Genomic DNA, 23,086 nt, shown 5'->3' with positions numbered 1-23,086 from the left:
GTCGATGCCTTCGATATCCATCGCTTCGAGTTGGACTTCGTTGGTCCAGCCGCGCTTGGCATCGTCGCCAAATACGATTTGCTTGTCTTCGAAATTTTTGCCGCGGGCCGTGTCGTTTTGCGGCGTCAACTTGCGCGACCACTCGGTGCCGTCGGGGTGGGCCAGGCGCAGGTCTCGGACATTTTTGCTCGTGATCCCCGTGGGCGCGCGGTGTTTGAATTTTTTATCGATGTACTTGGGCCAGAGGTCGGGCGGCTCCATCACATGCATGTCGCTGTCGATGATCTTGAATCCGTTTTTCGCCATAAATCACCTCGCAGCTCCAGCTGTACTATGCGGAGCGCGCCGGTGTCAATGTCCGGCCGCAGCTCTGCGGAAAGAGACGGAGACCAACAAACTGGAGTGCGCTTAAGAAGCGGCGCGCGATGCCAGTCGCTTCTTGAGGCAGGTCGATCGAGCCCGGTCGGTTATTTTGGTTGATGTTCTGTCTTACTGCCACGCCAGTCGTCGTTGCTGACGCCGCTGTTCTTTTTCAGGGACTCGGCTAGTTCACGCAGGTACTCGTCTTGTTCTTTCGGCGTGTAGAGCGCGAGTGAGCCGTCGGCTTTTTTCGGCATACCGCCGATGAAATGGAAGGCGTGGCCGTCCCAATCGTAAAACTCGTCGCCGCGCTGATAGATTTCTTTCCAGCGGTAGCCAACGGGGCTGCGGTGCAGGCCGGTGCGCGCCGGGAAGTTGTCTTCTTTATCGCGCGAGTCGTTTAAGTGTTCTTTCGCGCCCGCTTCCTCCGGCAGTCCTTCCCACATGCGCCGGTAGTTGGGAAAAAATTCTTCGTCGCGCACCGTGAACGCGGTGTGCATGTCCCACCACGGGCTGTGGCCGGCCACACGTTCGTCGAGTTCTTTGACTAACTTGTAGACGAGCCGCGCGCCAGCGCGCATGCGCAGCACCAGCGTGCCTTCGGCGGTTTTGGCGCTGCGTTCGGTTTCCATGCCGCAATATTTTTCGAAGAACCCGGCGGTGCGCGCCAGGTCGCGCGAGCCGTAGACACAGTGGCTAATGCGGCCGACTCTTTCGGGTGAGATGGTTTCCATGGCGCCTTCGGGCATTTTCTCGGGCGCCCAAAATTCATATTGGTTGCCATCGGGATCGGCAAAACACACCACCGTGCCCTCTTCGCCCTCCGCGGCGGTCTTGAGCGGATCGGTGTGCGGAATGCTGTGCTGATCGAGCCGCTTCAAATGAAAGTCGATGTCCTGCGGCCGCACGTAAAAACCGCAGCGCGGCATGTCTTTGCCGAGCTCTTTCGCTTTGGGATAGTTCTCCGGCTGCAAGAACGCGCCGATGCGACAGGACTCGTCATCCCACCACATGAAGCAAAAAATCGGCGTGCTTTTCTTGCGCATGTTGGTGGTGAGCCCGTTGATCGGCCGGATCGGCAGGCCGGTCGCATGCAGCGCCCAGTAGCTCCAACCCGGCAAATCGTTAGTGCCGACGACGTAATGATCGATCCAATGCACTGCGCCTTTGGGTTCAACGCTCATGGTATTAACCTCCGTCTGGTTTCGGGTTAAGAAGACTCACCACAGAGGCACCGAGGGCACAAAGTTGGGATCGGAGTAAACCACGAAACACACGAAAGTCGCGAGACAAAAGAGATCCGAATCCTATTTTCGTGCATTTGGTGTGTTTCGTGGTTAGTCTTCTCCGGCCTCTGTGTACTCTGCGCCTTCGTGGTGAATCCCAATTTCTTACAGTCCGTACAACGCTTTGGCGTTGTCGTAATAAATTTTCTTCTTCACATCGGCCGGCAGATGGTTCGAGTCCTTGGTCACGATGTCGTGCGAATATGGCCAGGTGCTGTCGGGGTGCGGATAGTCCGAGCCCCACATGATATGGCCGTCGCCGAAGAAATGCGTCAGGTGCAGGCCGACAAAATCCGTCTGGAACGTCGCCCAGACTTGGCGCTTGAAGATTTCGCTCGGCATATGTTTCAGCGGCAGCTCAGTGGTCTTGCGGCGCTCGAACTGGCGTTTGTAGCGGTAGTCCATTTCCTGCACGACAAACGGAATCCAGCCGATGGCCGATTCGGCGAGGCAGAATTTCAATTTCGGATGGCGCTCGAGCGTGCCGAAGTTGATCATGTTAACGAACGGATTGAAGAACGATGTCGCGCCGTTGGTCAGGCCCATGTCGAACACGCCTTCATGCTCGCCCGGCTTGGTCGAGTCGATGATGCGGCGCACGGTGCCGGTCTGCACGCTGCCGCCGGCGTGATAGGAGACCACGATGCCGGCGGCTTCGGCCGCGTCCCAGAAGACGTCCCAAGCTTTGAGGCTCATTTCCAAGGTAACATCGTTGACGAGAAAGTTGGCTTCTTTGAAACCCATCTTCGCAACCCGGGTGACTTCATCGGCGGCCGATTGCGCGTCCACCGTGGACAGCATCGCCACCGGAAAGAAGCGTGTGGGAGCGCTTTTGCCGAAGTCGTAAGCCCAGTCGTTGTACGCCCGCACGGTGGCGTTGCGCAACTCCGCGTCGCCCACTTGCATGGCGATGATCGGTGGGAAGAGCAGCGAAGCATCGACGCCGTCGCGGTCCATGTCGGTGAGCCGTTTTCCGGTATTGGTCGAACGATAAGGTTCGCCGACGCCGCCGCGGTCGAGGGCTAACCAAGTGCGATTGGAACGGGCAAACCAGCGCTCACCGCGATGTTCGCCCCAGCTGTCGCCGTCGCACACCCAATATTCACCCTTTTCGCCGCGATCTTCGACATGCGGCGCGCGCTCGCGCAGTGCGGCCGGCATGCGCTCAGTCCACAAATCGCGCGGTAAATAGCCCAAGTCGATATGGTCGTCAGCAGAGATCATGTTATACATGCTGGGTTGGGTCCTTTCGCTGTGGCGAATGCTCAATTGGGCGGATTCTCACGCCAAGCGTGGGCGTATGTCAAGCGCTCAACGGAGCCTGTCATTGCCGCCAGGAAACATGTTATCCTGGTGGGCGTCGAGACAAGAATGGCAAAGCAGCCCACCACCCTTTACAGCGCAGCCGAATACCTCGCGATGGAGCGCGCATCGAGCGAGAAGCATGAGTACGCCTTTGGTGAAATATTTGCGATGACAGGCGCTTCGGTTACCCATAATAGGATAGTGACTAATCTGGTCTTGGCGATTGGCAACCAGTTAAGGGGGCGCCCGTGTGATGTTTTCACCGGCGATCTTCGACTCTGTGTGGAGCGAGAATACCGTTATACCTATCCAGATATGGTGGTTGTTTGTGGCGAGCCGCAATTTCTTGACAATCAATTTGACACCCTGCTCAATCCCGATGTTATTGTCGAGGTGCTCTCGGATTCCACGAGCAGTTACGATCGCGGCGAAAAATTTGAACAGTATCGCGGCATTTCAAGTTTTCGTGAGTACCTCATCAGTGACCAGGCAAGAGTGCACGTCGAAGTATTCTCCAAGCAGACAGACAATGCCTGGCGCTTCTGGGAAAGCAATTCACTTCACGAAACCGTTCACCTCACGTCTGTGGATGTGAGCATTCCGATCGCTGAAATTTATCTTAGAACTGAGTTTGTTCCCGGCGCTGCTTAGCTCGGCAACCGTCCCCTCACGCGGCAGTCAACGCCCGGTAGCGCCCGCCCTTCGAAATTGGTGCTAGGCCAGTGACCTGTTCGGAGTCCTTCGACGAGCTCAGAGCCCGCCCCGAGCTTGCCGAAGGGACGAACGGAAACAACGTTGAAATTGCTGAAGCACAATCCGTTCATGCTGAGCTTGGCGAAGCATTCTTCAGGTTTTTCGGGAGAATCCTATGATCGAGCCTGTTGCGCGGGTTCTTTCAGCACATGCTCGATCAGCCGTTTCAACTCTTCATAGGGCTGCGCGCCGACCATCAGATACTTGCCGGCGAGAAACGTTGGCACGGCGTTGACGCCGATGGCGGCGCAGCGGCGCCAGTCGTCGTCGACGGTTTCCCGGTACTTGCGGCTGAGCAAAACGTCGGTCGCTTCGTCTTTGGGCAGGTCGTTGCGCTCGGCGATGTCGGTCAGCACTTCGACTTTGCCGATGTTTTTCACGTCGACGAAGTAGGCGCGAAACAGCGCGTTGGCGACTTCTTCTGCTTTACCTTTGGTGCCGGCCCAGGTCGCCAGCTCCTGTGCCAGGCGGCTGTTGTAGGACATGTTGCGCTCGGCGTTATACGGCAAGCCTTCGCCGTCCATGTTCACCTTCATGCGGCTGTTGCGCGCGACGATTTCCGGCCCGCGCTGGCTGCCTTCTTCCGGTGTCTCCGGATGAAGCGGGAAGTTAGTAAGCTTAATTCCTAAACCGTATTCTTTTTTTAGTTTCTCGACACGCCCGGTGACGAGGTAGCACCAGGGTCAGACAAAGTCGGAGAAAACTTCCAAGACTAGTGGCTCAGCCATTTTAACCTCCGTGACGAATTCTGCTGGATTCTACGGCTGGTGCTTGGCGGAAGTCAAAGGAAAATCCAGTGAGGAGTAAACAGTAAGAAGCATCGAAGTCTCCTAACTCCTTACGCTAGCCTTCTTTAGTTGACTTTTCTCCAAACGGTCAGATACGTTTCGGAAGGCATGACAATTCGTTTTTCATTGGCCGGCAGCGCTTTTCCATCGCTGGGACGCCAGAAGAGTGTGCCGGCCGCATCGGCGAATTGGTCCGGCGTGGCATTGGCAATTTCTTGCTGACCTTGCCGCCGAAGAACTACTACGATGTGATGCGCAAATGGGCCGCGGAGGTGATGCCGCGTCTTAGCGGAGACCGCTTGTAGTGGGCTTTCGCTCACCCAAGTTTTTGTTGAATTCTGCTTTGGATTGTTATTACAATTATGCGGGTATTGACCGGAATTTTCAGATGCCGCGTTGGGATTCGCCTTTGAGTAGGAAATTCCTCTCACAATAGATATCCAGCTTCGTTCCGGTACGTTATTGGACCTAACCCCCTATCACGCCAAATATTTTGCCTATGAGCTGACCAGGCGGTGCCCTTCGGACAGCATGGAGAAGCTCGCGGGTGCGGTTGCCAGCGCGCAGGTGGATTTGAATCCGCATCAGGTTGACGCTGCGCTGTTTGCTTTTAACTCGCCGCTGTCAAAAGGCGCACTGCTCGCTGATGAGGTTGGCTTGGGCAAGACCATCGAGGCGGGTCTGGTATTGGCGCAGCGGTGGGCTGAGCGTAAGCGGCGGATTTTGGTTATTGTGCCGTCCAATTTGCGCAAGCAGTGGCACCAGGAGCTAACTGAGAAGTTTTTCTTGCCCTGCGTCATCCTAGAAGCCAAGTCGTACAATCTGGCCATTAAGCAAGGCAATTTTCGTCCCTTCGAAGTGGCCGATTCCATTGTCATTTGTTCTTATCATTTCGCCAGAAGCAAGGCGGCCGATGTCGCCAACACGCCGTGGGACTTGGTGGTCATCGACGAAGCGCACCGGCTGCGCAACGTTTACAAGCCCAACAGCGTTATCGCCAATATACTCAAGAAGGCCCTCCAGGAACGCCATAAGCTCTTGCTCACCGCCACGCCCCTGCAAAATTCGCTGCTCGAATTGTTCGGGTTGGCGAGTATTATCGATGAGCATGCCTTCGGCGATCTCAAGAGTTTTCGCGAGCAGTACGCCAACTTGACTCTTTAGTCCTCTCTCTTTGTTCGGTCGACCGCGCCGAACAGCTTCTGACGATCCACCGCAAAGTCCGTATGTGTCGCTCCAAATCCCCTTGCCAGATCGCGCCTGATTCCAGTAGAGTAACGCAAATTTGGTTTGAATAATTTCCACAGTACGAAACCCTTCGGCGTTCGGATGTCGTGTCTATTTGGTTTCTGAATTTGCGACAAAAATGGCCGGATAACGTACCTTGATTCGTCATAGTTCGATTTAGTAGGACCTGATTATAAGGGTTTGATCCAGACAGCGGCGAACGTAACCGGGACGGTAAAAGTTAAGAGGAATTAACTGCGTCACTAACGCCAATCTAACTCAGGATCACCTCCAGCAGCCGAGCGACGAAGTCGGCAGCGGGCGCTCGCTGCCGGTGGTGTGCAGCGCGTTCCGCGGTCGCAAGGACGGCTACGGCAATCTTACGGTATAGAAGATTCCCAAGGCGGTGCTGTCGCGCTGCGAGTGGGGCAAGGACGACTATAGCCTGAAGGTGGAGAACCTGCCGAAGGCCCCGCCGCCGAAGGGGCAGATGGATTTGCTCTCGGGCGAGCAAGACTAAACAGCGTTCTGCGATGGAATTTAGTAGCGTGACGATTGGAGCTGGTGCTTGAAGATTTCCGGTATCATATGGCTTCCGGCAATCGTCGAAAAGCTCATCGTTAAGCACCGAGTTGCGCAGGACGAGGTAAGAGAAGTGTTGCGCAATTCAGCGCACTTTAGATTTGTTGAAAGGGGGCAGCGGCAAGGTGAGAACGTTTATTCGGCGTTGGGACAAACGGACGCAGGGCGTTATTTGATTGTGTTTTTCGTTCGCAAGAAAACTGGGCAGGCGCTTATCGTGTCGGCTCGTGACATGACGGCGAGCGAAAGGAGAAGATATGAAAAAAAGTAAGAGCTCTATCTCAAAGGGACGATCGTATGCGGAGATCGGTGAGTACTGGGACAAGCACGACTTAAGCGACGTTTGGGCGAAGACAAGGAAAGTCGAATTTGAGGTCGTCGCCGAGCCCGAAGCTACTTATTATCCGGTATCGAAGACTCTCTCGGACCAGATCGAGCTGGAGGCGCGCAAACACGGAGTTCGTTCCGATAGACTCGTTAGGACGTGGCTAGAGCAGAAGATCAAAGAGAGGCGCTCTAAATCGTCAACGAGGCTCAGTGCGAAGAATGTCTAGCCCAAACGGTCTGGGCATGGTCAAATTCGAACGCATCGCGTTCGAAATCTCCCTGATTCGCGGCACGCGTCGATGAACCATCACGTCAACGCCATTGCTGGCCGGCTGAGCTTGCGGCCGCCGCAGCGCCGCTCGCTGGGAATTCTCGACCGGGTGACCGAAATCGTGCCGCGGAAAAAAGGCGCGGATGTGGCGGCGGCGCTGGCAACGATTCGCAGCGAGTTTGCGACAGTGACCGACTTCGAGCGCGAGTTTCCGTCGCTCTGTTTCGCACTCGCATGCTGATCCCCAAGAGTACCAACCAGACTTCGTTGCTGAAACGAAGAACGCGATCTATATGCTGGAGCCCAAGAGACGAAGCGACCTCGAAGACCCGGAGGTCATCGCCAAGAAAGACGCCGCCGTAAAATGGTGCGAGCACGCAAGCGCACATTCGGGGACCTGCGGGGGCAAGCCGTGGAAATACGTGCTGATTCCGCATGATACGATCGCGGATAACATGACCTTGGCCGTTTTGGTGGCGCGGTTCGGGCATGAATAAGCGAGCCGCGCAATTCGGGCGACGACCGTTCAAAGGGAGGTGATTTGAAGCATCGACGTCCGCCTAAGTTGACATCGCTCTAAGCCCTCAGATAGTTTTCTGGTCATGGCTTTTATTCGAATCGGCGTCTGCGTTCATCACTATTCGATCGAAGGCGATAAGCGCAAGCCGGCCATCGTCTTTTCCAATTCATTGGGCAGCGATCTGCGCATGTGGGATCCGCTGGTGCCGTTGCTCGCCGATGATTTCTACTTGATTCGCTATGACACGCGCGGCCATGGTTTGACCGAAGCTCCGGCGCCACCGTACAGCGCGGCGGACTTAGCTCGGGATGTGGCTGGTTTGCTCGATGCGCTGCAGATTCAGTCGGCGGTGATCTGTGGGTTGTCCGTCGGCGGCGTCATCGCGCAGCAGTTTGCGGTAAATTATCCGGAGCGAGCGCGGGCGCTGATTCTTTGTGATACCGGCGCGCGCATCGGCACGGTGGCGAGCTGGCAAGAGCGTATCGATCTGGTAAAGCAGCAGGGCTTGGGCGCGCTGGTCGATGTGTCGATGACGCGCTGGTTTACGCAGGACTATCGCCAACGCCACGCCGATCAGGTGTGCGGCTACGCTAATATGGTGGCGCGGACCAATCCCGAAGGCTACATCGGTGTCTGCTGCGCCCTGCGCGATGGTGATTTGATTCAATCTTCGGCGACAATTCGCCAGCCCACCTTGGTGCTGTGCGGCGATAAAGATATCGCCACGCCGCCGGATATGGCGCGCTCGTTAGCGGGGATTATTCCGCACGCGAAGTTGTCGCTCATTCCCAATGCCGCGCATATCAGCTCGGTGGAGCAGCCGGAATTCATGGCTGAGCAGATCAAGACATTTCTCCGCGAGGTGCACATTGGCTGACGAACTATTCGATAAAGGCATGGCGGTGCGCAAAGCGGTGCTGGGCGAAGAATACGTCGCACGTGCCGAGGCGAATAAGACTGAATTCGATGCCGATTGGCAGCGCCACGTCGCCGAGCACGCCTGGGGCGCGGTCTGGACGCGGCCCGGGTTGGGAAAGAATATCCGCTCGATGATTACTATCGCCATGCTCGCGTCGCTGGGCAAACTCGAAGAGCTGGGCGCGCACATTCGCGCCACGCGCAACACCGGCGTGACCAAGGAAGAAGTGAAAGAAGTGCTGCTGCAAGTCGCGGTCTATGCCGGCGCGCCGGCGGCGAACTCGGCGTTTGCGGTGGCGAAACGGACTTACAAAGAGATGGAAAGCGAGAACAAGAAATAGGAAAAACTTTCACCACGAAGGCACGAAGGACACGAAGTTCGGAGAAGTAGGTATTCAGAAATTTTTATTTTCTTGTCTTCGTGCTCTTCGTGTCTTCGCGGTGAGCAAGGATTCATACCGCATGGACATTCCGACCTACAACCTGCGCGATTGGCGGTCGCATCCGCCCTATAGTTTTGCTGCATACGGCTCGTCGGTGAAACGCGGGCCGTTGAAGAAATTGGTGCCGCTCAGGCAGACACTCTCTGAAATCACCGGGCCTTTGTTTGGCGACATCAAGCTGCAACCTGGCGAAAACGATCTCACCCGCAATGTCGATACCGGCAAGGAGGCGATGGGGGAACGGATCATCGTGGTTGGCCGCGTGTTGGACGAAAACGACAAACCGGTGCCCAATACGCTGATCGAAATCTGGCAGGCCAACGCGGCCGGCCGCTATCACCATCCCGTCGACCAGCACAATGCGCCGCTCGATCCTAACTTCAATGGCGCGGGGCGCTGTGTGACCAATGGGAAAGGGGAGTACCGCTATCTGACGATCAGGCCGGGCGCCTACCCGTGGCTCAATCATGCCAACGCTTGGCGTCCGGCACATATTCACTTGTCGCTGTTCGGTCCCGCATTCGTGACCCGCTTGGTGACGCAGTTTTTCTTTCCGGGTGATCCATTGATTTCGCTCGATCCGATTTTCAATTCCGTACCAACCAAGGCTGGGCGCGAGCGGCTGATGGCGAGCTATGCGCACGATGTCACCGAGCCGGAATTCGCCCTTGGGTATCGCTTCGACATCGTGCTGCGCGGGCGCAAATCCACACCCTTCGAAGGACCGGCCCGATGAGCAAAGAAACACCTTCACAAACCGTCGGGCCGTTCTATGCCATCGGGCTGACGCGCACACCAATGAACAACATGGTGACCGATGCGGCTCAGGGGCAGCGCATTCGCATCGAAGGGCAGGTGTTTGACGGTGATGGTGTCGTCATACCAGACGTCATGGTAGAAATTTGGCAGGCCAACTCCTTTGGTCGTTACAATCATCCCGACGATAAGCAAGAAAAGCCGCTCGATCCGACGTTCACCGGTTGGGGTCGCTCCGGCACCGATGCGAATCGATTTTACAGCTTCGAGACGATCAAGCCGGGTCCGGTGCCGGGCCATGATGGCGCGGTGCAGGCGCCGCATGTCAACGCGTGCGTTTTCGCTCGTGGCATGCTGGTGCACGCTTTCACGCGGATTTATTTTAGCGACGAGCCTGCAAATCAAAGCGATCCGGTGCTGAACTCGATCAAGAACAAAGCGCGCCGCGCGACGCTGATGGCGACTCGGAGCGAGCGCGATGGCAAAGCGGTCTATCGCTTCGACATCCGGCTGCAAGGAGAAAACGAAACGGCATTTTTCGATATGTAGTCCGGCGACTTAATAAACCTAGACGCTAGACTCGAGACGCCAATCGCTCATGACCACCGCGCTTGATTCCACGATTTTCGGCCCGCTGTTTGCCGACGAAGAGATCAACAAATGCTTGACCGACCAGGCGTACGTGCGCGCGCTGGTTGACGTGGAGATCGCTCTGGCGCGGGCGCAAGCCAAGGCAACGGTGATCCCGCATGAAATCGCTCAGCAGGTCGCCAAGGCGAGTGCCGACGCAATCGATATCGCCGCGCTCAGTCGAGGCGCGCTGCGATCTGGGTTTCCGATCATCGCGCTGGTGCAGGAGATAAAAAAACAGGCTGGCACCAAAGCAGCGCCTTACGTTCATTGGGGAGCAACAACGCAGGATATCATGGACACGGCGTGCGTGCTGCAAATGCGCGCGGTGGTCAACGTCTTGCGCGGGCGCTTCGACGCTCTCGAAGGGCTCTTGAGCGAAGCCAGCGATAAGCATCGCTTGACCGTCATGGCCGGGCGCACCCACAGCCAGCAGGCTTTGCCGATCACACTTGGCTTAAAAGTTGCCAATTGGCTGGAGCCGATCATTCGCCACCGCCAACGCTTGCAACAGTTGATCGCGCGGTTGTTTGTCGTGCAGTTCGGCGGGGCGGCCGGGACGCTCGCGGCGCTGGAAGAAAAGGGATTGATGGTCATGCACGCGCTTGCCGACGAGCTAAAGCTGGGCCCATCGGTCGTGCCCTGGCACGCGCAACGGGATAACTTCGTCGAGTTTGCCGGTTGGCTCAGTCTAGTGACCGGCAGCCTGGGCAAAATGGCGCAGGATGTTATTTTGATGAGCCAGACCGAAGTCGCCGAGGTCATGGAATCGGGCGAAGCCGGTCGCGGCGGCAGCAGCACGATGCCGCAGAAGAGTAACCCGATCGCGAGTGAGCTGATTATCGCAGCGGCGCGCACCAACGCGGCGTTGCTATCGGCCATGCATCAAGGACAGATTCACGAACATGAACGGGCGACGCATGGCTGGCAAGTGGAATGGCTGACGCTGCCGCAGATGATGATGCTGACCGGCGGCGCCATGAGGCACGCCGCTTATTTGGCGCAGAACCTTCAGGTCGACAAAGCGATGATGCGCGATAATATTCATCGCGCTTTCGACGTCGTGTTGGCTGAGGCCGCGGTCTTCGCGTTGGCGAAGAAGATCGAACGCGACAAAGCCGAAGAATTGGTAAAAGAGGCGTGCGCCACGGCGGTTTCAGAAGAGCGCTCACTGATCGAAGTATTGAAGGAAAGGACCAAAGGCACGCCGATCGATGGAGCGGTGGACTGGGAGCATCTCTCCAAACCGGAGCATTACCTTGGCGAGACCGCCAAGATCATCGATGCCGTGCTGCGCCAGGCGCCCAAGCACTAGGGAGCCAAAACAGAGAACATGCTTTGACGAGCTGAGCATGACCGGTTTTGTTTAGGTAATTGGCTCTCGATCGGTTCGGCATGAGCCTGTCGAAGGACTCCGAAATACTTTTAGCGGTTTATCAATTCGCTCATGTGACTATGAAACACTCGACACCGGCCACGCTGGCCGAACTGCTGCGCGGGCGCGCCGCCAAACATCCGGACAAATTGGCGTTGATCTTCGCTCACCGACGCTGGAGCTACGGTGCATTCGAGCGTGAGGTCAATCGTGTCGCCAACGGCTTTCTGCGCCTCGGCGTGAAAAAGTCCGACCGCGTCGCGCTGGTGTTGCCCAACTGTGCCGAGTTTCTCTTCACCGTTTTTGCCCTGACAAAGATCGGCGCGGTTTTCGTGCCGCTCAATCCGCAGTACACCGCCGAAGAGGCGGAATATGTCTTGAATCATTCGGAAGCATCCGTGGTGCTGACTTCGCCGGAGCTGTTTCCGCTGATCACGTCAATTCGCCAGCGCCTCGGCGCGGTTAAGCAAGTGCTCGTCACTGGCGTGGATCAACATAACGGCGCGCAATCATGGACTTCGCTTTTATCTGGAATGAGCGATGCCGCGCCGCAGGTGGCAATCGATGCAGAAGAGCTGGCTTCCATCACTTACACGTCTGGAACGACGGATCGTCCCAAAGGTGTGATGTTGTCGCAATATGCTTATGCGTTTTCGCCGCGCATGCGCGCCGAAGGGCTCGGGTGGAACGAAAACGATCGTGTGCTTTGCCTGCTGCCCCTGTTTCACGTCAACGCGCTCTGCCACATGTGCATCGGCATGTTGTCGGTGGGGGGCACTATCGTGCTGACGGAAAAGTTTAGCGCGTCGCGCTTTTGGGATGAGGTCAAAGAATTTGGCATCACGACCTCGAGCTTGATGCGGACGATCCCGCAAATTCTTCTGGCGCTGGCGGAGAAGCCCAGCGACCACGAAAATACCCTGCGCTTGGTTGTGGCGCTGCTCTCGCCGGAGATGCACGAGCGCTTCGAGCAGCGCTTCGATTTGACCGCCGTGCCGTCCTACAGCTTGACCGAAGATCTGCTCAGCGTCATCGGCCCGAAGAACATGGCCAAAGAAAAAATCGGCAGCTGCGGTGTGCCGCTGGCGCCGGAGCTGCACCGGATTCGCATCGTCGATGAAGCTGGCAACGATATGCCAGCGGGAAAGCCGGGCGAGATCGTCAAACAAAGCCCGGTCATCATGAAAGGCTATTTCAAGAATCCCGAGGCGACAGCGAAGGCGCTCAAAGACGGCTGGCTTTACACCGGCGATCTGGGTTACGTCGACAGCGATGGTTATCTCTATTTCGTCGATCGCGTCAAAGACATGGTGCGGCGCGGCGATGAGAATATCTCTTCCGAAGAAGTCGAGCGCGTGCTCAATTCGCATCCGCAGGTGGCCGAATCGGCGGTGATCGCCGTGCCGGACCAAATCCGCGGCGAAGAGGTGAAGGCTTACATCGTGCTCAAGTCAGAGGCGACACCGGAGCAGGTGCCGGCGGATGATATTTGGAACTTCTGCAAACCCCATCTGGCGGCCTTTAAAGTGCCGCGCTACATCGAGTACCGCGCCGAGTTGCCCAAGACCCCCAGCTCCAAGGTGCAGAAAAATCTTTTGCGCGACGAGAGCAAGCAAGGCGGTGGCCAAGTATTTGACCGGCTGGCGGGCGCCGGGCGCTGACTTGCGCTCCGGCTCGGCGCAAATGGTTCCGTTCGCCCTGAGCCAGTCGAAGGGCTCCGAGTTCACTACAATGCCTCGCTACAACAGCGTGCCCCGCAGGATCGCCGCAGCCACGGTAAAGTAAATCACCAGACCGGTGACGTCCACCAGCGTGGCGACAAATGGCGCCGACGCGCTTGCCGGGTCGAAGCCCAACGAGCGCAAGATAAACGGCAAAATCGAGCCGATTAAGGAGCCCCACAGCACGACCCCGACCAGGCTCAAGCTGACCGTGAGTGCGACCAAAAAATAGTGCTCGCCGTATGCGTTGAACAGCAGCTGCCACAGTAGGATTCGCACTAATCCGATAGCTGCCAGAATCAGCCCGAGGGAGAGACCCGCGGCAAACTCCCGCCGGATCACACGCCACCAATCGCGCAGCCGTACTTCGCTCAAAGCCATGGCGCGGATGACCAACGTCGTTGCTTGCGATCCCGAGTTGCCGCCGCTGCTGATGATCAATGGCACAAAGAGGGCGAGAATCACCGCGCGCGCGATTTCCGCCTCAAAGTATCCCATCGCAGTGGCCGTGAGCATCTCACCCAGGAAGAGCGCCGCCAGCCAGCCGGCCCGTTTGTGGATCATTTTGCCCAACGAAACCTGCAAGTAGGGTTCTTCCAGTGACTCGGCGCCGCCAATCTTATGAATGTCTTCCGTGGCTTCTTCTTGAACGACGTCGATGATGTCGTCGACGCTGACAATGCCTTTGATGCGGCCAGCGTTGTCGACGACGGGAATCATCAGCAAGTGGTGGCGCATGAACAACTTGCTCAACGCTTCCTGGTCCATGTCTTCGCGGGCTGAGATAACCTCAGTGCGCATGACTTCGCCGATGAGTTTGTCGGCCGGCGCGACGATCAAGTCGCGAAATGTAATGACGCCGAGCAGGCGTTCTTGGTTATCGACGACATAGGCGTAGTAGGTTGTGCGCGCGCGCTTCTGTGCGTCACGGCGCAGGTAGCTGATCGCTTCACCGACGGTCATGTCGGGACGGAGCCGAGAGTAGCGGGTGTTCATCAAGCCGCCGGCATCGTCCTCGGCGTAGTCCAGGAGTCCTTTGACTTCTCGCTGTGTCGCGTCATCGAGCAGAGTTAGCAGATTAGCGCGATCTTGCGCCGGTGCTTCTTGAATAACGTCGACCGCATCGTCCGGGGCAAGGAATCGCATCCACAGACGTTGTTCACTGGAAGGGACGTCCAACACTAATTTGGCGCGATCTCGGGCGCTCAATTGCTGGAAAAAGGACTCAGCATCGTGGCGTTGCAAGAACTCGAAACCCTCGACCCGCTCAGAGCGGGAGAGCACGGGCCAGGCTTCGTAGAGTTCGGCGGCGGTGAAATTAGTCTGTGCCATAAAACACTGCGAATTGATCTCATTGCTAGCATATCGCGACCATCTCGCAATCAAAGAGGTCGTAGTCGAGTTGACAAAGAAGCAACGAAAGCCGCTAAAGACCGAGAGCGATATTGGTTATCGTTTGCGGCTCGCCGAAGAGAAGTAGGGACCGGTCGCGATCTGTCCCTACACGCCGGTCACAACAAGCCCCGGTAGTAGATTCGTTTCTCTTCCGGTTGTGCGTAGGGCGGCAGTTTGTGCGGGTGACAGCCGTTGTCCATGATATGGCGAACGTTCCATGGGCGCACGAGAAACGCGTCTGCGAGCAGTTGGCGGTGACATTGCCAGGGCACGGCTTCAGCGCACATGAGAGCGATCCGTTGTTTGCCGGCCAAAGTTTCAATCTCTTCGGCAATCCGGGCAAAATCCTCCGTCAACATAAAATCGGCGTAGGCCCGAAACGTCGCCACGCGCCACGCCGTGTTGGGTGAATTCGGTGCCGGCTTGCGAAAGCCGCCGAGGTCTTGGCGCCAGAGGTAGTCGATGCGCTGGGCGTTGAGTGCTGCGGCCAAAGCTTCGCGATTAAAGTGGGGATGACGCCGCGACATCGGCCAGCGGCGCACGTCGATTAACAACTCAACCCTGTGGGCATCGAGCAAGGCGAGAAAATCATCGATCGTTCGCGTTGAATGTCCGATCGTATGGATCGTTTTTGCTAAATCGCAGCTCATCTTTCCAATTCGCCGTCGTAGATGGCGCAATTGGATGTTATCATCTTCGCAATGTGGCGTTCGATACCGCTGACTCTTTTCTGGTTTACTTATTTTGGCTCGCTGGGGATTTTCTATCCATTGTTCAGTTTGTACCTGCGTGAGAACGCCGGTCTGACCGGCTCGCAGGTGGGCATCGTGCTGGCGATCTCGCCGCTAATCGGCATGATCGCTCAGCCCCTCTGGGGGCAAATTGCCGACCGCACCGGCGCGCGCGGGCGGACACTCGCGCTTCTCACACTGGGCACAGCGTTTGGCTATCTCTGGCTCGGCGTAGCGCGCGGCTTTTCATCCATTGTGATCGCGATGGTCGCGCTGGCGTTGGTCGGCACGGCAGTTTTTCCTCTGATGACTTCGGTTAGCTTGGCGATTCTACGCAGTGCGGGACGGCACGCCTTCGGTCATGTGCGGGTCTGGGGCACCATCGGTTTCTTCGCATTGGTGCTGATCTTTCCGTGGATACTCAAACACTATGGCGCGCCGGGTTCGGCCGCGCCGACGCAGCTTGCTCAGCCCGGGCTAGAGCTCATGTTCCCTGTCACCGCAGCGTTGGTATTTGTTTCCGCCGTAATCGCCTGGTTCCTGCCAAGCAAGGGCGCGGTGGCCATGCGCGCGGCGCGCGGCGATTGGCGCGAGCTGTTGCACAACCGCGCGTTCCTGCGCTTCTTGTTCTTTTCTCTGGTGGCTAATTTTCTCATGCATGGGCCGATGTGGCTGTTTCCACTCTTTGTCCGATCGCGCGGCGGCGACGTCGAGACTATTCGCAGCATGTGGATCTTGATGCTGACAATCGAGATCCCGTTGGTTTTGCTCACCGGCAGCGGCATCAAGCGGCTCGGTGCGCGCGGCATGCTCACTGTCGGTGTTTTAGTGGGCGGGGCGCGTTGGCTGTTATGCGCGCTGGTTCACGACCCAGTGCTGTTATTCGCCGTCCAGGCGCTGCACGGCATTACCGTCGTCGGGCTCAACCTCGGCAGCCCGCTCTATCTCGACGTCGTCGCGCCGGAAAAGCTGCGGTCGACCGCGCAAGGCGTGCTCTCGATGGTCAGCGCCGGCATCGCCGGCATCGCTTCCAACGCGACCTCAGGTTGGCTCGTCGACCATGGCGGCACCGATTTGCTGTATCTTATTTGCGGTGTCGGTTGCCTGGCTTTAGGGCTGGCAAGTTTCTGGATCTTGCCGGCAGTGCGCCGGCAAGATTCGGTTAGACAAGAGATGGCGGTGACGAGTGAGACGCTGACGTAGCGAGAAGCCCGTTCCTATTACAGTCCGAAGAACTTCTTGGCATTCTCGCCGAGAATCTTTCGCTTCTGCGCCTCGCTGAGGTCGTTGCGCTCTTTGATCTCGGTGATCGAGTTGTCGCGCGCTTCGGCGTGGGGCATGTCGCCGGAGATCATCATCTTGTCGTCGCCACACCACTTCAAATCTTCCGGCAGGAGCTTTTCGTCGCCTTCGCAGGTAAAATAGATTTCGCAATCCTTCAAATACTCCGTCGGGGCGCGGTTGGGCAGGCCGGGGCGGTTGATCGCTTTCTCGGAATGATAATAGTGATCCATGCGCTGCAGCAGGTAGGGCAGCCAGTCGGCGCCGGCTTCCAGGAACGAGATCCTCAACTTCGGAAAACGGTCGAGCACGCCGCCGGCGACCACCCCGTAGAAGCCGAGCAAGAGCGGCAGAGTGAAGGTCACCGTGTGCGCCGCCATGATCGTCGTGCCGCTGGCGCGCAGGCCGGGATGGCTCCAGCCGGTGTGGGCGCTGACGGGGAAATTTAGCTTTTCTGCTTCGGCGAAAAATGGATTGAACTCCGGCAGGTCGAGCATTTTCTCGCCCACTGTGCCGTAGATGGTCGCAGTCACCGCACCCAGGTCGCGGCAACGCCGCAGTTCTTCCACGGCGGCCGGCACGTTGCGCAGCGGCATGATCGCGCCCCATTTCAACCGCTTCGGATCGGTCTTGCAGGCGTTATGAATCCAGCTGTTATAGCTGCGCATCAGGTCGGCTTCGAATTCGATGTCTTCGCTCAGCTCTTCGAGAAACACCGTGGGAAAATTCACTTGAATGTCGACGCCGGCGGCGTCCATGTCTTTTAGCCTGGCGCTGGCGTCGAGCAGGGTCTGGCTGCCGATGGAAAATTTCTTGTGGGTGGCGTGATAGGAAACCGGCGGCGTGCCAAAGACCGTGTGGTTGTTGCCGGAGATCTTCGGATGGACGACTCCATCGATCCACCAGAAGGCGTTCAAGTTGGCCAGGACCGGCCGGTTGGGCACCTGGATCGGGAACGGACGGCGCTCTTTGTATTTTGGTTGTAGATAATCCCAAGCTTCTTCGGGTTCTTCGACGTGTGAGTCGGCGTCGATGACAAAATAGTCGGCCATGATTTTCCTCCAGAGTATTGCTTATTAAAAAATCGCTGCCAAGCCAAGCAGATCGTGCAGAGGAAGCAGTTCAGACTTCGGATTACCTCGCGCAAAGCGCAAAGAACAAAAAGTTCAGACGGGAGCTGATCACCACGAAGGCCACGAAGGTTAGAGCGGAGAAGAGGCTCTCCGTAGTTCATGTCGTTCGTCAGCTTCGTGTCGAGATGGGCTTTTTCGTGACCGAAAACTTACTTGAGGATCTCTTTCAGCTTGGCGATCTGCGTTTTGTCAAGCTTGAACATTTCTTTGATGTTGTTTTCTAGGCCGGCACCATCGTCGGGGTTGATGTCCAAGTTTGCCTTCTTTGCTTCGGCGACGAGCTCCGGGTCTTTCCAAGTATCCATGAAAGCTTTGCGTAGGATTTGCACGCGAGCGTCGGGCGTTCCTGGCGGCGCCATGAATGGTCGTACCGTGGGACTATTGGCGCGCAACACCGTGGCTAGAAGTTGTTTAGCCTCTTCGGTTTTTGCCAGGTCGTAGGCGACTGGAATTTGTTTCAACTCGGGATGAGACTTGAGCGTCGCTTGGAGCACGATCTTGATCAATCCCGATTCCAGTTCGTTGCGCCAGGTCGATTTGGTCGACTCCCATGCGTTGCTGGTGGCCTGAACCTCGCCGTTGTTAAAGGCCAAGCGGGTTTCCGCGGTGCCTTTGTAGCCGGCGACGACTTGCGCCGGCAGATTGATCGTGGCGGCGAGTATCTTGGGGATGTCGTCGCTGCCGGCGCCGGGGCCGATGCCGCCGAACTTGACCATTTGCTTGGAGGCAATCCAGTTATTCACGTCGGTGATGCCGGTGGATTTATGCACGCCGATGATAAAACTATCTTGCGCTGGCACGCCGATGTAGCGAAATTTCAGCGCGTCGAATTCGATGCCCGATTTACCGAGCAACTGCTGTAGGGCGATGCCGCCCAGGTAATGGCCGATGGTGAGGCCGTCCGGCTTGGCGATCTTGTAGAGATGGTTCGCGGCGATGATCGAGCCGGCACCGGTCATGTTCTCGACGACTACGGCAGGGTTGCCGGGAATATGTTTGCCGAGATGGCGCGCCAGGGTGCGCGCATAGAGATCGTAGCCGCCGCCGGCGGCGAGGCCGACGACGATGCGGACAGTTTTCCCCTGGTAAAAGTTTGCCGGCTCAGCGGCCTGAACGAACTTGACAAACAACCCCAGCGCCAAAACGAGCAAGCCGATTGGATGGATCAACCCCATACTTGCGCCTCTGTCTTCTGCTTCATGACTATTTAAGAATGTCCTTCAGCTTCGCCACCAACGCGGGCTCAAGCTTGGAAATCTCTCTGACGTTTTGCTCCAGCTCTGCGCCGTCCGTCGGATTGACGTCTAAGTTGGCCCTTTTCGCATCGGCAAGAAAGTCGGCGTCTCTCATGGTGTCCGTGAACGCCTTGCGCAGAATCTGCACGCGGTCCTTGGGCGTTTTAGGAGGCAGTACGTAGGGCCGCACCGTAGCGCCATGGGCGCGAATCACCACCGACAAGAGTTTTTTGTCTTCGTCAGATTTCACCATGTTCAACGCCATTGGCGTTTTGCCAAGCTCGGGATGGGGCGTCAACGTGACCTGGAGGATAAGTCTCTTCTCACCGCTGTCAAATTCCCTGCGCCAGGTAGATTTGGTCGATTCCCAGGAGTTGACCAGACCCGTGAGTTCGCCGCTGTTGAATGCCAAGCGGATGTCCGCCGTGCCTTTGTAGCCGTTCACGAGCTGCAGCGGCAGGCCGAGCGCATGTCTCAACATCAGCGCTAAGTCATCGGAGCCGGCACCGACGGCGGTGCCGCCGAATTTCAGCACCTGCTTGGAAGCGACCCATTTCTCGACATCGGTGATACCGGTGGACTTGGCCACGCCAACCATGAAGTTGTCTTGCCCCGGCACGCCGATATGCTCGAACTGCTGCGAATCGAACTCGATGCCGGATCTGCGCAGCAACTGTTGGAGAAACAAACCTCCCAGGAAGTTGCCCATCGTGAGCCCGTCAGGGCGGGCAACTTTGTAGAGGTGGTTCGTTGCGATCAGACTGCCGGCGCCGGTCATATTCTCGACCGTCAGGCTCGGGTTGCCGGGAATATGTTTGCCCATGTGGCGGGCGATGGTGCGCGTGTAGAGATCGTAGCCGCCACCGGCGGAGAGCCCGACGATGATGCGGATGTTTTTTCCGGCGTAGAACGGCGCCTGGGCATGGACCGCGGCGGGCGCGACGCCGAGCAGGATCGCAACCAAGACTAGCAGCCGAGCGTTCATCAAAGTGCCCTCCAAAGCCGCGGCCATTGGCAGGTCCGCGGGAAGACCATCACTTTAATACTTCTTTTAGCTTGGCCACCAGTGACGGCTCAAGCTTGAGGATTTCTTTCACGTTGTTTTCCAACGTCGCGCCATCTTCGGGATTGATATCGAGATTGGCTTTCTTCGCCTCAGCCAAGAAATCCGGATCTTTCATCGTGTCCATGAACGCCTTGCGTAGGATCGCGACGCGATCTTTCGGTGTGCGCGGCGGCAGGGCGTAGGGCCGTACGCTCGGGCCGTGCACGCGGGCAACTGTGGTGATCAGTTTTTTGGCTTCGTCGGTTTTGGCGAAACTAAGCGCCATGGGCAGCTTGGTCAATTCCGGGTGTGGCTTGATGGTCGCTTGCAGCAGCGGCACCAGCTCGCCGCTATCCAGTTCCTTGCGCCAGGTCGACTTGGTCGATTCCCAGGAGTTGCTCAGGCCGGCGACCTCGCCGCTGTTAAAAGCCAGGCGCACGTCGGCGGTGCCTTTGTAGCCGGAGACGAGCTGGAGCGGCAAACCGATGGTGGCTTTGAGAATGTTCGGCACGTCGTCGCTGCCCGAGCCGCTGGCGACGCCGCCAAACTTGACTACCTGTTTGGACGCCAGCCATTTCTCTGCGTCGGTGATGCCGATGGATTTGTGCACGCCGATGATGAAGTTGTCTTGCCCGGGCACGCCCATGTACTCGAAACGGCTGGCGTCGAACTCGATGCCAGGCTTGCCAAGGATCTGCTGCAGGAACAGGCCGCCAATAAAATGGCCGACGGTCAAGCCGTCAGGCTTGGCGGCTTTGAACGTGTAGTTGGCTGAGATCATGCTGCCGGCGCCCGGCATGTTTTCGACGATAATCGTCGGGTTGCCGGGGATATGCTTGCCGATATGGCGGCCGAGGGTGCGGGTGTAAAGGTCATAGCCGCCGCCGGCGGTGAAGCCGACGACAAAACGGATGGTTTTGCCTTCGTAGAAATTGGCTTGGGCGTAGGCCGCTTGCGTCGCAGCGAAGCAAAACGCCGACAAAAGCAATGCGCACACTTTGTTTCTCACAGGTTAGGTTCCTCCTCAGCTCCTTAGACGTTGCTCAATCACGTTACTATAATTTTGGGTTCAAAACATCGTTGAGCTTACTCGCCATGGCCGGGCTCAACTTGAACAGTCGGGCGACCATGGCTTCCATCTCCTTGCCGGTAAGTGGCTCGATGTCAAGCTTGGCTTTCTGCGCGTCGGCCAAAAACTCGGGATCTTTCATCGTGTTATCAAAGGCGCGGCGCAGAGTCTCGACCACATGCTTGGGCGTGCGCGGCGGCGCGACGAAGGGCCGATAATATTCCGCCGGCTCCTGAATGCCGGCCTGAATCAGTTGGCGCGCTTCGTCATTTTTCGCGAGGCTGGTCGCCAACGGCACGTTGGGCAGCTCGGGGTGGGGTTTCGCAACGGCTTGCAGGACAACGATCGCTTCGCCCGATTGAATCGCTTTGCTCCAGGTCGAGCGGATCGAGTCCCAGGTCCAGCAGCCGCCGGCTAGCTCTCCTGCTTCCGCTGCCAAGCGAATTTCCGCCGTGCCTTTGTAGCCGGCGACCAGTTGAATTGGCAGCGCGGTTGTCGCGGCCAACATGCGCGCTATGTCATCGGGTGCGCCGCCGCCGATGCCGCCGATTTTCACCGGCGTCTTCGATGCTAGCCACCTTTCGACGCTGGTAATGCCGCTGGCTTTGGTAAAAGCGCAGGCGCGGCTTTCTCGGATCGGCGAGCCGATGAATTCGTATTGGGTCGCATCGAACTCGATGCCGGGCCGCTTGAATAGTTGATAGAGGAACCAGCCGCCGTGAAAATGGCCGATGGTAAGCCCGTCGGGTTTGGCCACTTTGTACATGTGGTTGGCGCCGATCAGATGGCCGGCGCCGGGCATGTTCTCGACGACAATCGCCGGCTGCCCAGGCACATGCCTGCCGAAATGGCGCGCCAGCGTGCGCGTGTAGGTGTCGAAGCCGCCGCCGGCCGAGGTGCCGACGATGATGCGCAGAGTTTTGCCGCGATAAACATTCTCCTGTGCGGCGGCCCGGCGGGCGACCAGCGCCATCAAGCCGAACACTGCGATCATCATTATCATGCCGCGCTTGGTCATAGTCTGCTCCTCTTGGGGGAAAGCTCGGCGAATTTATGGAAAACCTTCCTGCGAGTCAAGATAGATCGGAATCTATTTCGCGTTCGGCGCTTCGAGTTTTGGGGTTTCCTTGATTCACGCCAGCGCGTTGCTCTATGGTGGACGAACGGAGGGGGAGGTTTTCATGAAACTGATCGGTTTAATTTCACCCAACACCAACGACGAAACGCTGACCGATGTTTACAAAATATTGCCGAAAGATATTCGCATCGAAGGCCGGCAGCTAACCGTTACCAAATTCACCGACGATGAGTTCGCGCGCGCGGAGATGAAGTTTCTCGACCACGTGCGCGAGCTGGCCAAGCTGCCGCTGGATTTTTTGATGATCACGGGCGAGCTGTTTCTATCGTACAAAGGCCCTGGGTCGGACAAAGATATTCTCAAGCTAGTCAGCGGCATCACCCAAGTGCCGTCGTCGACGGTGCTCACCGCGGTGACGCGTGCCTGTCAGAAAGTCGGGCTCAGACGCGTCGTCATGGCCTCGCCGTTTCCGGAGGATCAGGGCGAGCGCCTAGTGAAATTTCTCAAGCACGACGGCATCGAAGTGGTGGCGTTTCGCGGCCTGGGCTGCCCCAACACCAACATTATTTGGCAGCTGGCGCCGGAGACCGGCTACGAGCTGTCGATGGAGTTGTTGAAGAAACATCCCGACGTCGACGGCGTCTACATGCCGTGCAACAAATGGCGCACGGTTTCGGTCATTGAGCGCATCGAGAAAGACAGCGGCAAACCAGTGGTGACCAACACGCAGGCGTGGACCTGGGAAGCGCTGCGCTTGATGGGCGTGAAAGAGCCGATTCCCGGTTACGGGCGGCTGTTGAGCGAAGCGCGTTAAAAAAATCTTTCACCACGAAGACACGAAGAGCGCGAAGGGAGGA

Annotated in this window: 24 protein-coding genes and 3 pseudogenes; 15 read left to right on the top strand and 12 right to left on the bottom strand. The window is 57.5% G+C overall.

Annotated features, from left to right (window positions below; genetic code table 11):
* The 3 genes from FJ145_21050 to FJ145_21040 form a co-directional block, all read right to left on the bottom strand.
* Window positions 1-306 (bottom strand): hypothetical protein (locus FJ145_21050; protein MBM4263894.1); only part of this gene is annotated, 306 nt, incomplete at its 3' end.
* 161 nt (window positions 307-467) lie between these two features.
* The gene (locus tag FJ145_21045) at window positions 468-1,544 is read right to left on the bottom strand and encodes a hypothetical protein (protein ID MBM4263893.1); all 1,077 of its coding nucleotides are present in this window, start codon (window positions 1,542-1,544) and stop codon (window positions 468-470) included.
* A gap of 207 nt (window positions 1,545-1,751) precedes the next feature.
* Complete coding sequence (locus FJ145_21040; protein ID MBM4263892.1) at window positions 1,752-2,879, bottom strand: amidohydrolase; 1,128 nt, start codon at window positions 2,877-2,879, stop codon at window positions 1,752-1,754.
* A gap of 138 nt (window positions 2,880-3,017) precedes the next feature.
* Between FJ145_21040 and FJ145_21035 the strand changes: the two genes are divergently transcribed.
* Window positions 3,018-3,602, top strand: coding sequence for a Uma2 family endonuclease (locus FJ145_21035; GenBank protein MBM4263891.1), 585 nt, complete (start codon window positions 3,018-3,020; stop codon window positions 3,600-3,602).
* 215 nt (window positions 3,603-3,817) lie between these two features.
* Here the strand turns inward: FJ145_21035 and FJ145_21030 are convergent, their stop codons facing one another.
* Together FJ145_21030 and FJ145_21025 are read right to left on the bottom strand one after the other, a co-directional pair.
* Window positions 3,818-4,228, bottom strand: coding sequence for a hypothetical protein (locus FJ145_21030; protein MBM4263890.1), 411 nt, complete (start codon window positions 4,226-4,228; stop codon window positions 3,818-3,820).
* Between the two features lie 329 nt (window positions 4,229-4,557).
* Window positions 4,558-4,923 (bottom strand): hypothetical protein, encoded by a 366-nt coding sequence (locus FJ145_21025; protein MBM4263889.1) that lies wholly within the window; start codon window positions 4,921-4,923, stop codon window positions 4,558-4,560.
* 31 nt (window positions 4,924-4,954) lie between these two features.
* Here FJ145_21025 and FJ145_21020 point away from each other — a divergent pair.
* The 12 genes and pseudogenes from FJ145_21020 (at window position 4,955) to FJ145_20965 (ending at window position 13,202) form a co-directional block, all read left to right on the top strand.
* Window positions 4,955-5,647: pseudogene (locus tag FJ145_21020) on the top strand (DEAD/DEAH box helicase).
* A gap of 331 nt (window positions 5,648-5,978) precedes the next feature.
* A pseudogene (locus FJ145_21015) lies at window positions 5,979-6,239 on the top strand (site-specific DNA-methyltransferase).
* Between the two features lie 48 nt (window positions 6,240-6,287).
* Complete coding sequence (locus FJ145_21010) at window positions 6,288-6,572, top strand: BrnT family toxin (GenBank protein ID MBM4263888.1); 285 nt, start codon at window positions 6,288-6,290, stop codon at window positions 6,570-6,572.
* The gene (locus FJ145_21005) at window positions 6,559-6,855 is read left to right on the top strand and encodes a hypothetical protein (GenBank protein ID MBM4263887.1); all 297 of its coding nucleotides are present in this window, start codon (window positions 6,559-6,561) and stop codon (window positions 6,853-6,855) included. The genes FJ145_21010 and FJ145_21005 overlap by 14 nt, the downstream gene beginning before the upstream one ends.
* A 72-nt stretch (window positions 6,856-6,927) precedes the next feature.
* Window positions 6,928-7,140 carry a hypothetical protein gene (locus FJ145_21000; GenBank protein ID MBM4263886.1) on the top strand — a complete coding sequence of 71 codons (213 nt, stop codon included), beginning with the start codon at window positions 6,928-6,930 and terminating at the stop codon, window positions 7,138-7,140.
* Window positions 7,136-7,396, top strand: a pseudogene (locus FJ145_20995) (hypothetical protein). The gene FJ145_21000 and the pseudogene FJ145_20995 overlap by 5 nt, the downstream one beginning before the upstream one ends.
* Window positions 7,397-7,501: 105 nt before the next feature.
* Window positions 7,502-8,296: a 3-oxoadipate enol-lactonase gene (gene pcaD / locus FJ145_20990; GenBank protein ID MBM4263885.1), complete on the top strand. Its 795-nt coding sequence runs from the start codon at window positions 7,502-7,504 to the stop codon at window positions 8,294-8,296.
* Window positions 8,211-8,678: a 4-carboxymuconolactone decarboxylase gene (pcaC, locus tag FJ145_20985; GenBank protein ID MBM4263884.1), complete on the top strand. Its 468-nt coding sequence runs from the start codon at window positions 8,211-8,213 to the stop codon at window positions 8,676-8,678. Before pcaD ends, pcaC begins: the two co-directional genes overlap by 86 nt.
* 121 nt (window positions 8,679-8,799) lie before the next feature.
* Window positions 8,800-9,516, top strand: coding sequence for a protocatechuate 3,4-dioxygenase subunit beta (gene pcaH / locus FJ145_20980; GenBank protein MBM4263883.1), 717 nt, complete (start codon window positions 8,800-8,802; stop codon window positions 9,514-9,516).
* Window positions 9,513-10,085 (top strand): protocatechuate 3,4-dioxygenase subunit alpha, encoded by a 573-nt coding sequence (gene pcaG / locus FJ145_20975; protein ID MBM4263882.1) that lies wholly within the window; start codon window positions 9,513-9,515, stop codon window positions 10,083-10,085. Before pcaH ends, pcaG begins: the two co-directional genes overlap by 4 nt.
* A 49-nt stretch (window positions 10,086-10,134) precedes the next feature.
* Entirely contained in the window at window positions 10,135-11,481 is a 1,347-nt protein-coding gene (gene pcaB / locus FJ145_20970; GenBank protein ID MBM4263881.1) for a 3-carboxy-cis,cis-muconate cycloisomerase, read from the top strand.
* 80 nt (window positions 11,482-11,561) lie between these two features.
* Window positions 11,562-13,202, top strand: coding sequence for an AMP-binding protein (locus FJ145_20965; GenBank protein ID MBM4263880.1), 1,641 nt, complete (start codon window positions 11,562-11,564; stop codon window positions 13,200-13,202).
* A 78-nt stretch (window positions 13,203-13,280) separates the two neighbouring features.
* On the opposite strand, the gene mgtE is transcribed toward FJ145_20965, so the two are convergent.
* Entirely contained in the window at window positions 13,281-14,594 is a 1,314-nt protein-coding gene (gene mgtE / locus FJ145_20960; protein ID MBM4263879.1) for a magnesium transporter, read from the bottom strand.
* Window positions 14,595-14,773: 179 nt separating this feature from the next.
* Complete coding sequence (locus FJ145_20955) at window positions 14,774-15,307, bottom strand: DUF488 domain-containing protein (GenBank protein ID MBM4263878.1); 534 nt, start codon at window positions 15,305-15,307, stop codon at window positions 14,774-14,776.
* A gap of 21 nt (window positions 15,308-15,328) precedes the next feature.
* On the opposite strand from FJ145_20955, the gene FJ145_20950 reads away from it, so the two are divergent.
* Window positions 15,329-16,591, top strand: a complete 1,263-nt coding sequence (locus tag FJ145_20950; GenBank protein ID MBM4263877.1) for an MFS transporter — start codon at window positions 15,329-15,331, stop codon at window positions 16,589-16,591.
* Window positions 16,592-16,608: 17 nt separating this feature from the next.
* Here FJ145_20950 and FJ145_20945 read toward each other — a convergent pair whose 3' ends face one another.
* From FJ145_20945 to FJ145_20925, 5 genes are all read right to left on the bottom strand, one after another.
* On the bottom strand, window positions 16,609-17,721 hold the full coding sequence (locus tag FJ145_20945; GenBank protein MBM4263876.1) for a hypothetical protein: 1,113 nt from the start codon (window positions 17,719-17,721) through the stop codon (window positions 16,609-16,611).
* Between the two features lie 230 nt (window positions 17,722-17,951).
* Entirely contained in the window at window positions 17,952-18,977 is a 1,026-nt protein-coding gene (locus FJ145_20940; GenBank protein ID MBM4263875.1) for a hypothetical protein, read from the bottom strand.
* Between the two features lie 28 nt (window positions 18,978-19,005).
* Window positions 19,006-20,049, bottom strand: coding sequence for a hypothetical protein (locus FJ145_20935; protein ID MBM4263874.1), 1,044 nt, complete (start codon window positions 20,047-20,049; stop codon window positions 19,006-19,008).
* Window positions 20,050-20,071: 22 nt separating this feature from the next.
* Window positions 20,072-21,091, bottom strand: coding sequence for a hypothetical protein (locus tag FJ145_20930; GenBank protein ID MBM4263873.1), 1,020 nt, complete (start codon window positions 21,089-21,091; stop codon window positions 20,072-20,074).
* Between the two features lie 46 nt (window positions 21,092-21,137).
* Entirely contained in the window at window positions 21,138-22,169 is a 1,032-nt protein-coding gene (locus FJ145_20925) for a hypothetical protein (protein ID MBM4263872.1), read from the bottom strand.
* A 163-nt stretch (window positions 22,170-22,332) separates the two neighbouring features.
* Between FJ145_20925 and FJ145_20920 the strand changes: the two genes are divergently transcribed.
* Window positions 22,333-23,043 (top strand): hypothetical protein, encoded by a 711-nt coding sequence (locus FJ145_20920; GenBank protein MBM4263871.1) that lies wholly within the window; start codon window positions 22,333-22,335, stop codon window positions 23,041-23,043.
* Window positions 23,044-23,086 lie beyond the last annotated feature (43 nt).

It is taken from the genome of Deltaproteobacteria bacterium, assembly GCA_016874755.1.
Classification (GTDB): Bacteria; Desulfobacterota; Binatia; order UBA9968; family UBA9968; genus DP-20.
The sequence above is the reverse complement of the archived record's forward strand: the minus strand, read 5'-3'. Positions and strand labels throughout refer to the sequence as shown.

Bases quoted from the DNA above. Each gene is read 5' to 3' on its own strand.
- FJ145_21045 (MBM4263893.1), bottom strand. From the start codon at position 1,544: ATGAGCGTTGAACCCAAAGGCGCAGTGCATTGGATCGATCATTACGTC.
- FJ145_21040 (MBM4263892.1), bottom strand. From the start codon at position 2,879: ATGTATAACATGATCTCTGCTGACGACCATATCGACTTGGGCTATTTA.
- FJ145_21035 (MBM4263891.1), top strand. From the start codon at position 3,018: ATGGCAAAGCAGCCCACCACCCTTTACAGCGCAGCCGAATACCTCGCG.
- FJ145_21030 (MBM4263890.1), bottom strand. From the start codon at position 4,228: ATGGACGGCGAAGGCTTGCCGTATAACGCCGAGCGCAACATGTCCTAC.
- FJ145_21005 (MBM4263887.1), top strand. From the start codon at position 6,559: ATGAAAAAAAGTAAGAGCTCTATCTCAAAGGGACGATCGTATGCGGAG.
- FJ145_21000 (MBM4263886.1), top strand. From the start codon at position 6,928: ATGAACCATCACGTCAACGCCATTGCTGGCCGGCTGAGCTTGCGGCCG.
- pcaD (MBM4263885.1), top strand. From the start codon at position 7,502: ATGGCTTTTATTCGAATCGGCGTCTGCGTTCATCACTATTCGATCGAA.
- pcaC (MBM4263884.1), top strand. From the start codon at position 8,211: ATGCCGCGCATATCAGCTCGGTGGAGCAGCCGGAATTCATGGCTGAGC.
- pcaH (MBM4263883.1), top strand. From the start codon at position 8,800: ATGGACATTCCGACCTACAACCTGCGCGATTGGCGGTCGCATCCGCCC.
- pcaG (MBM4263882.1), top strand. From the start codon at position 9,513: ATGAGCAAAGAAACACCTTCACAAACCGTCGGGCCGTTCTATGCCATC.
- pcaB (MBM4263881.1), top strand. From the start codon at position 10,135: ATGACCACCGCGCTTGATTCCACGATTTTCGGCCCGCTGTTTGCCGAC.
- FJ145_20965 (MBM4263880.1), top strand. From the start codon at position 11,562: ATGAGCCTGTCGAAGGACTCCGAAATACTTTTAGCGGTTTATCAATTC.
- mgtE (MBM4263879.1), bottom strand. From the start codon at position 14,594: ATGGCACAGACTAATTTCACCGCCGCCGAACTCTACGAAGCCTGGCCC.
- FJ145_20955 (MBM4263878.1), bottom strand. From the start codon at position 15,307: ATGAGCTGCGATTTAGCAAAAACGATCCATACGATCGGACATTCAACG.
- FJ145_20950 (MBM4263877.1), top strand. From the start codon at position 15,329: ATGGCGCAATTGGATGTTATCATCTTCGCAATGTGGCGTTCGATACCG.
- FJ145_20945 (MBM4263876.1), bottom strand. From the start codon at position 17,721: ATGGCCGACTATTTTGTCATCGACGCCGACTCACACGTCGAAGAACCC.
- FJ145_20940 (MBM4263875.1), bottom strand. From the start codon at position 18,977: ATGGGGTTGATCCATCCAATCGGCTTGCTCGTTTTGGCGCTGGGGTTG.
- FJ145_20935 (MBM4263874.1), bottom strand. From the start codon at position 20,049: ATGGCCGCGGCTTTGGAGGGCACTTTGATGAACGCTCGGCTGCTAGTC.
- FJ145_20925 (MBM4263872.1), bottom strand. From the start codon at position 22,169: ATGACCAAGCGCGGCATGATAATGATGATCGCAGTGTTCGGCTTGATG.
- FJ145_20920 (MBM4263871.1), top strand. From the start codon at position 22,333: ATGAAACTGATCGGTTTAATTTCACCCAACACCAACGACGAAACGCTG.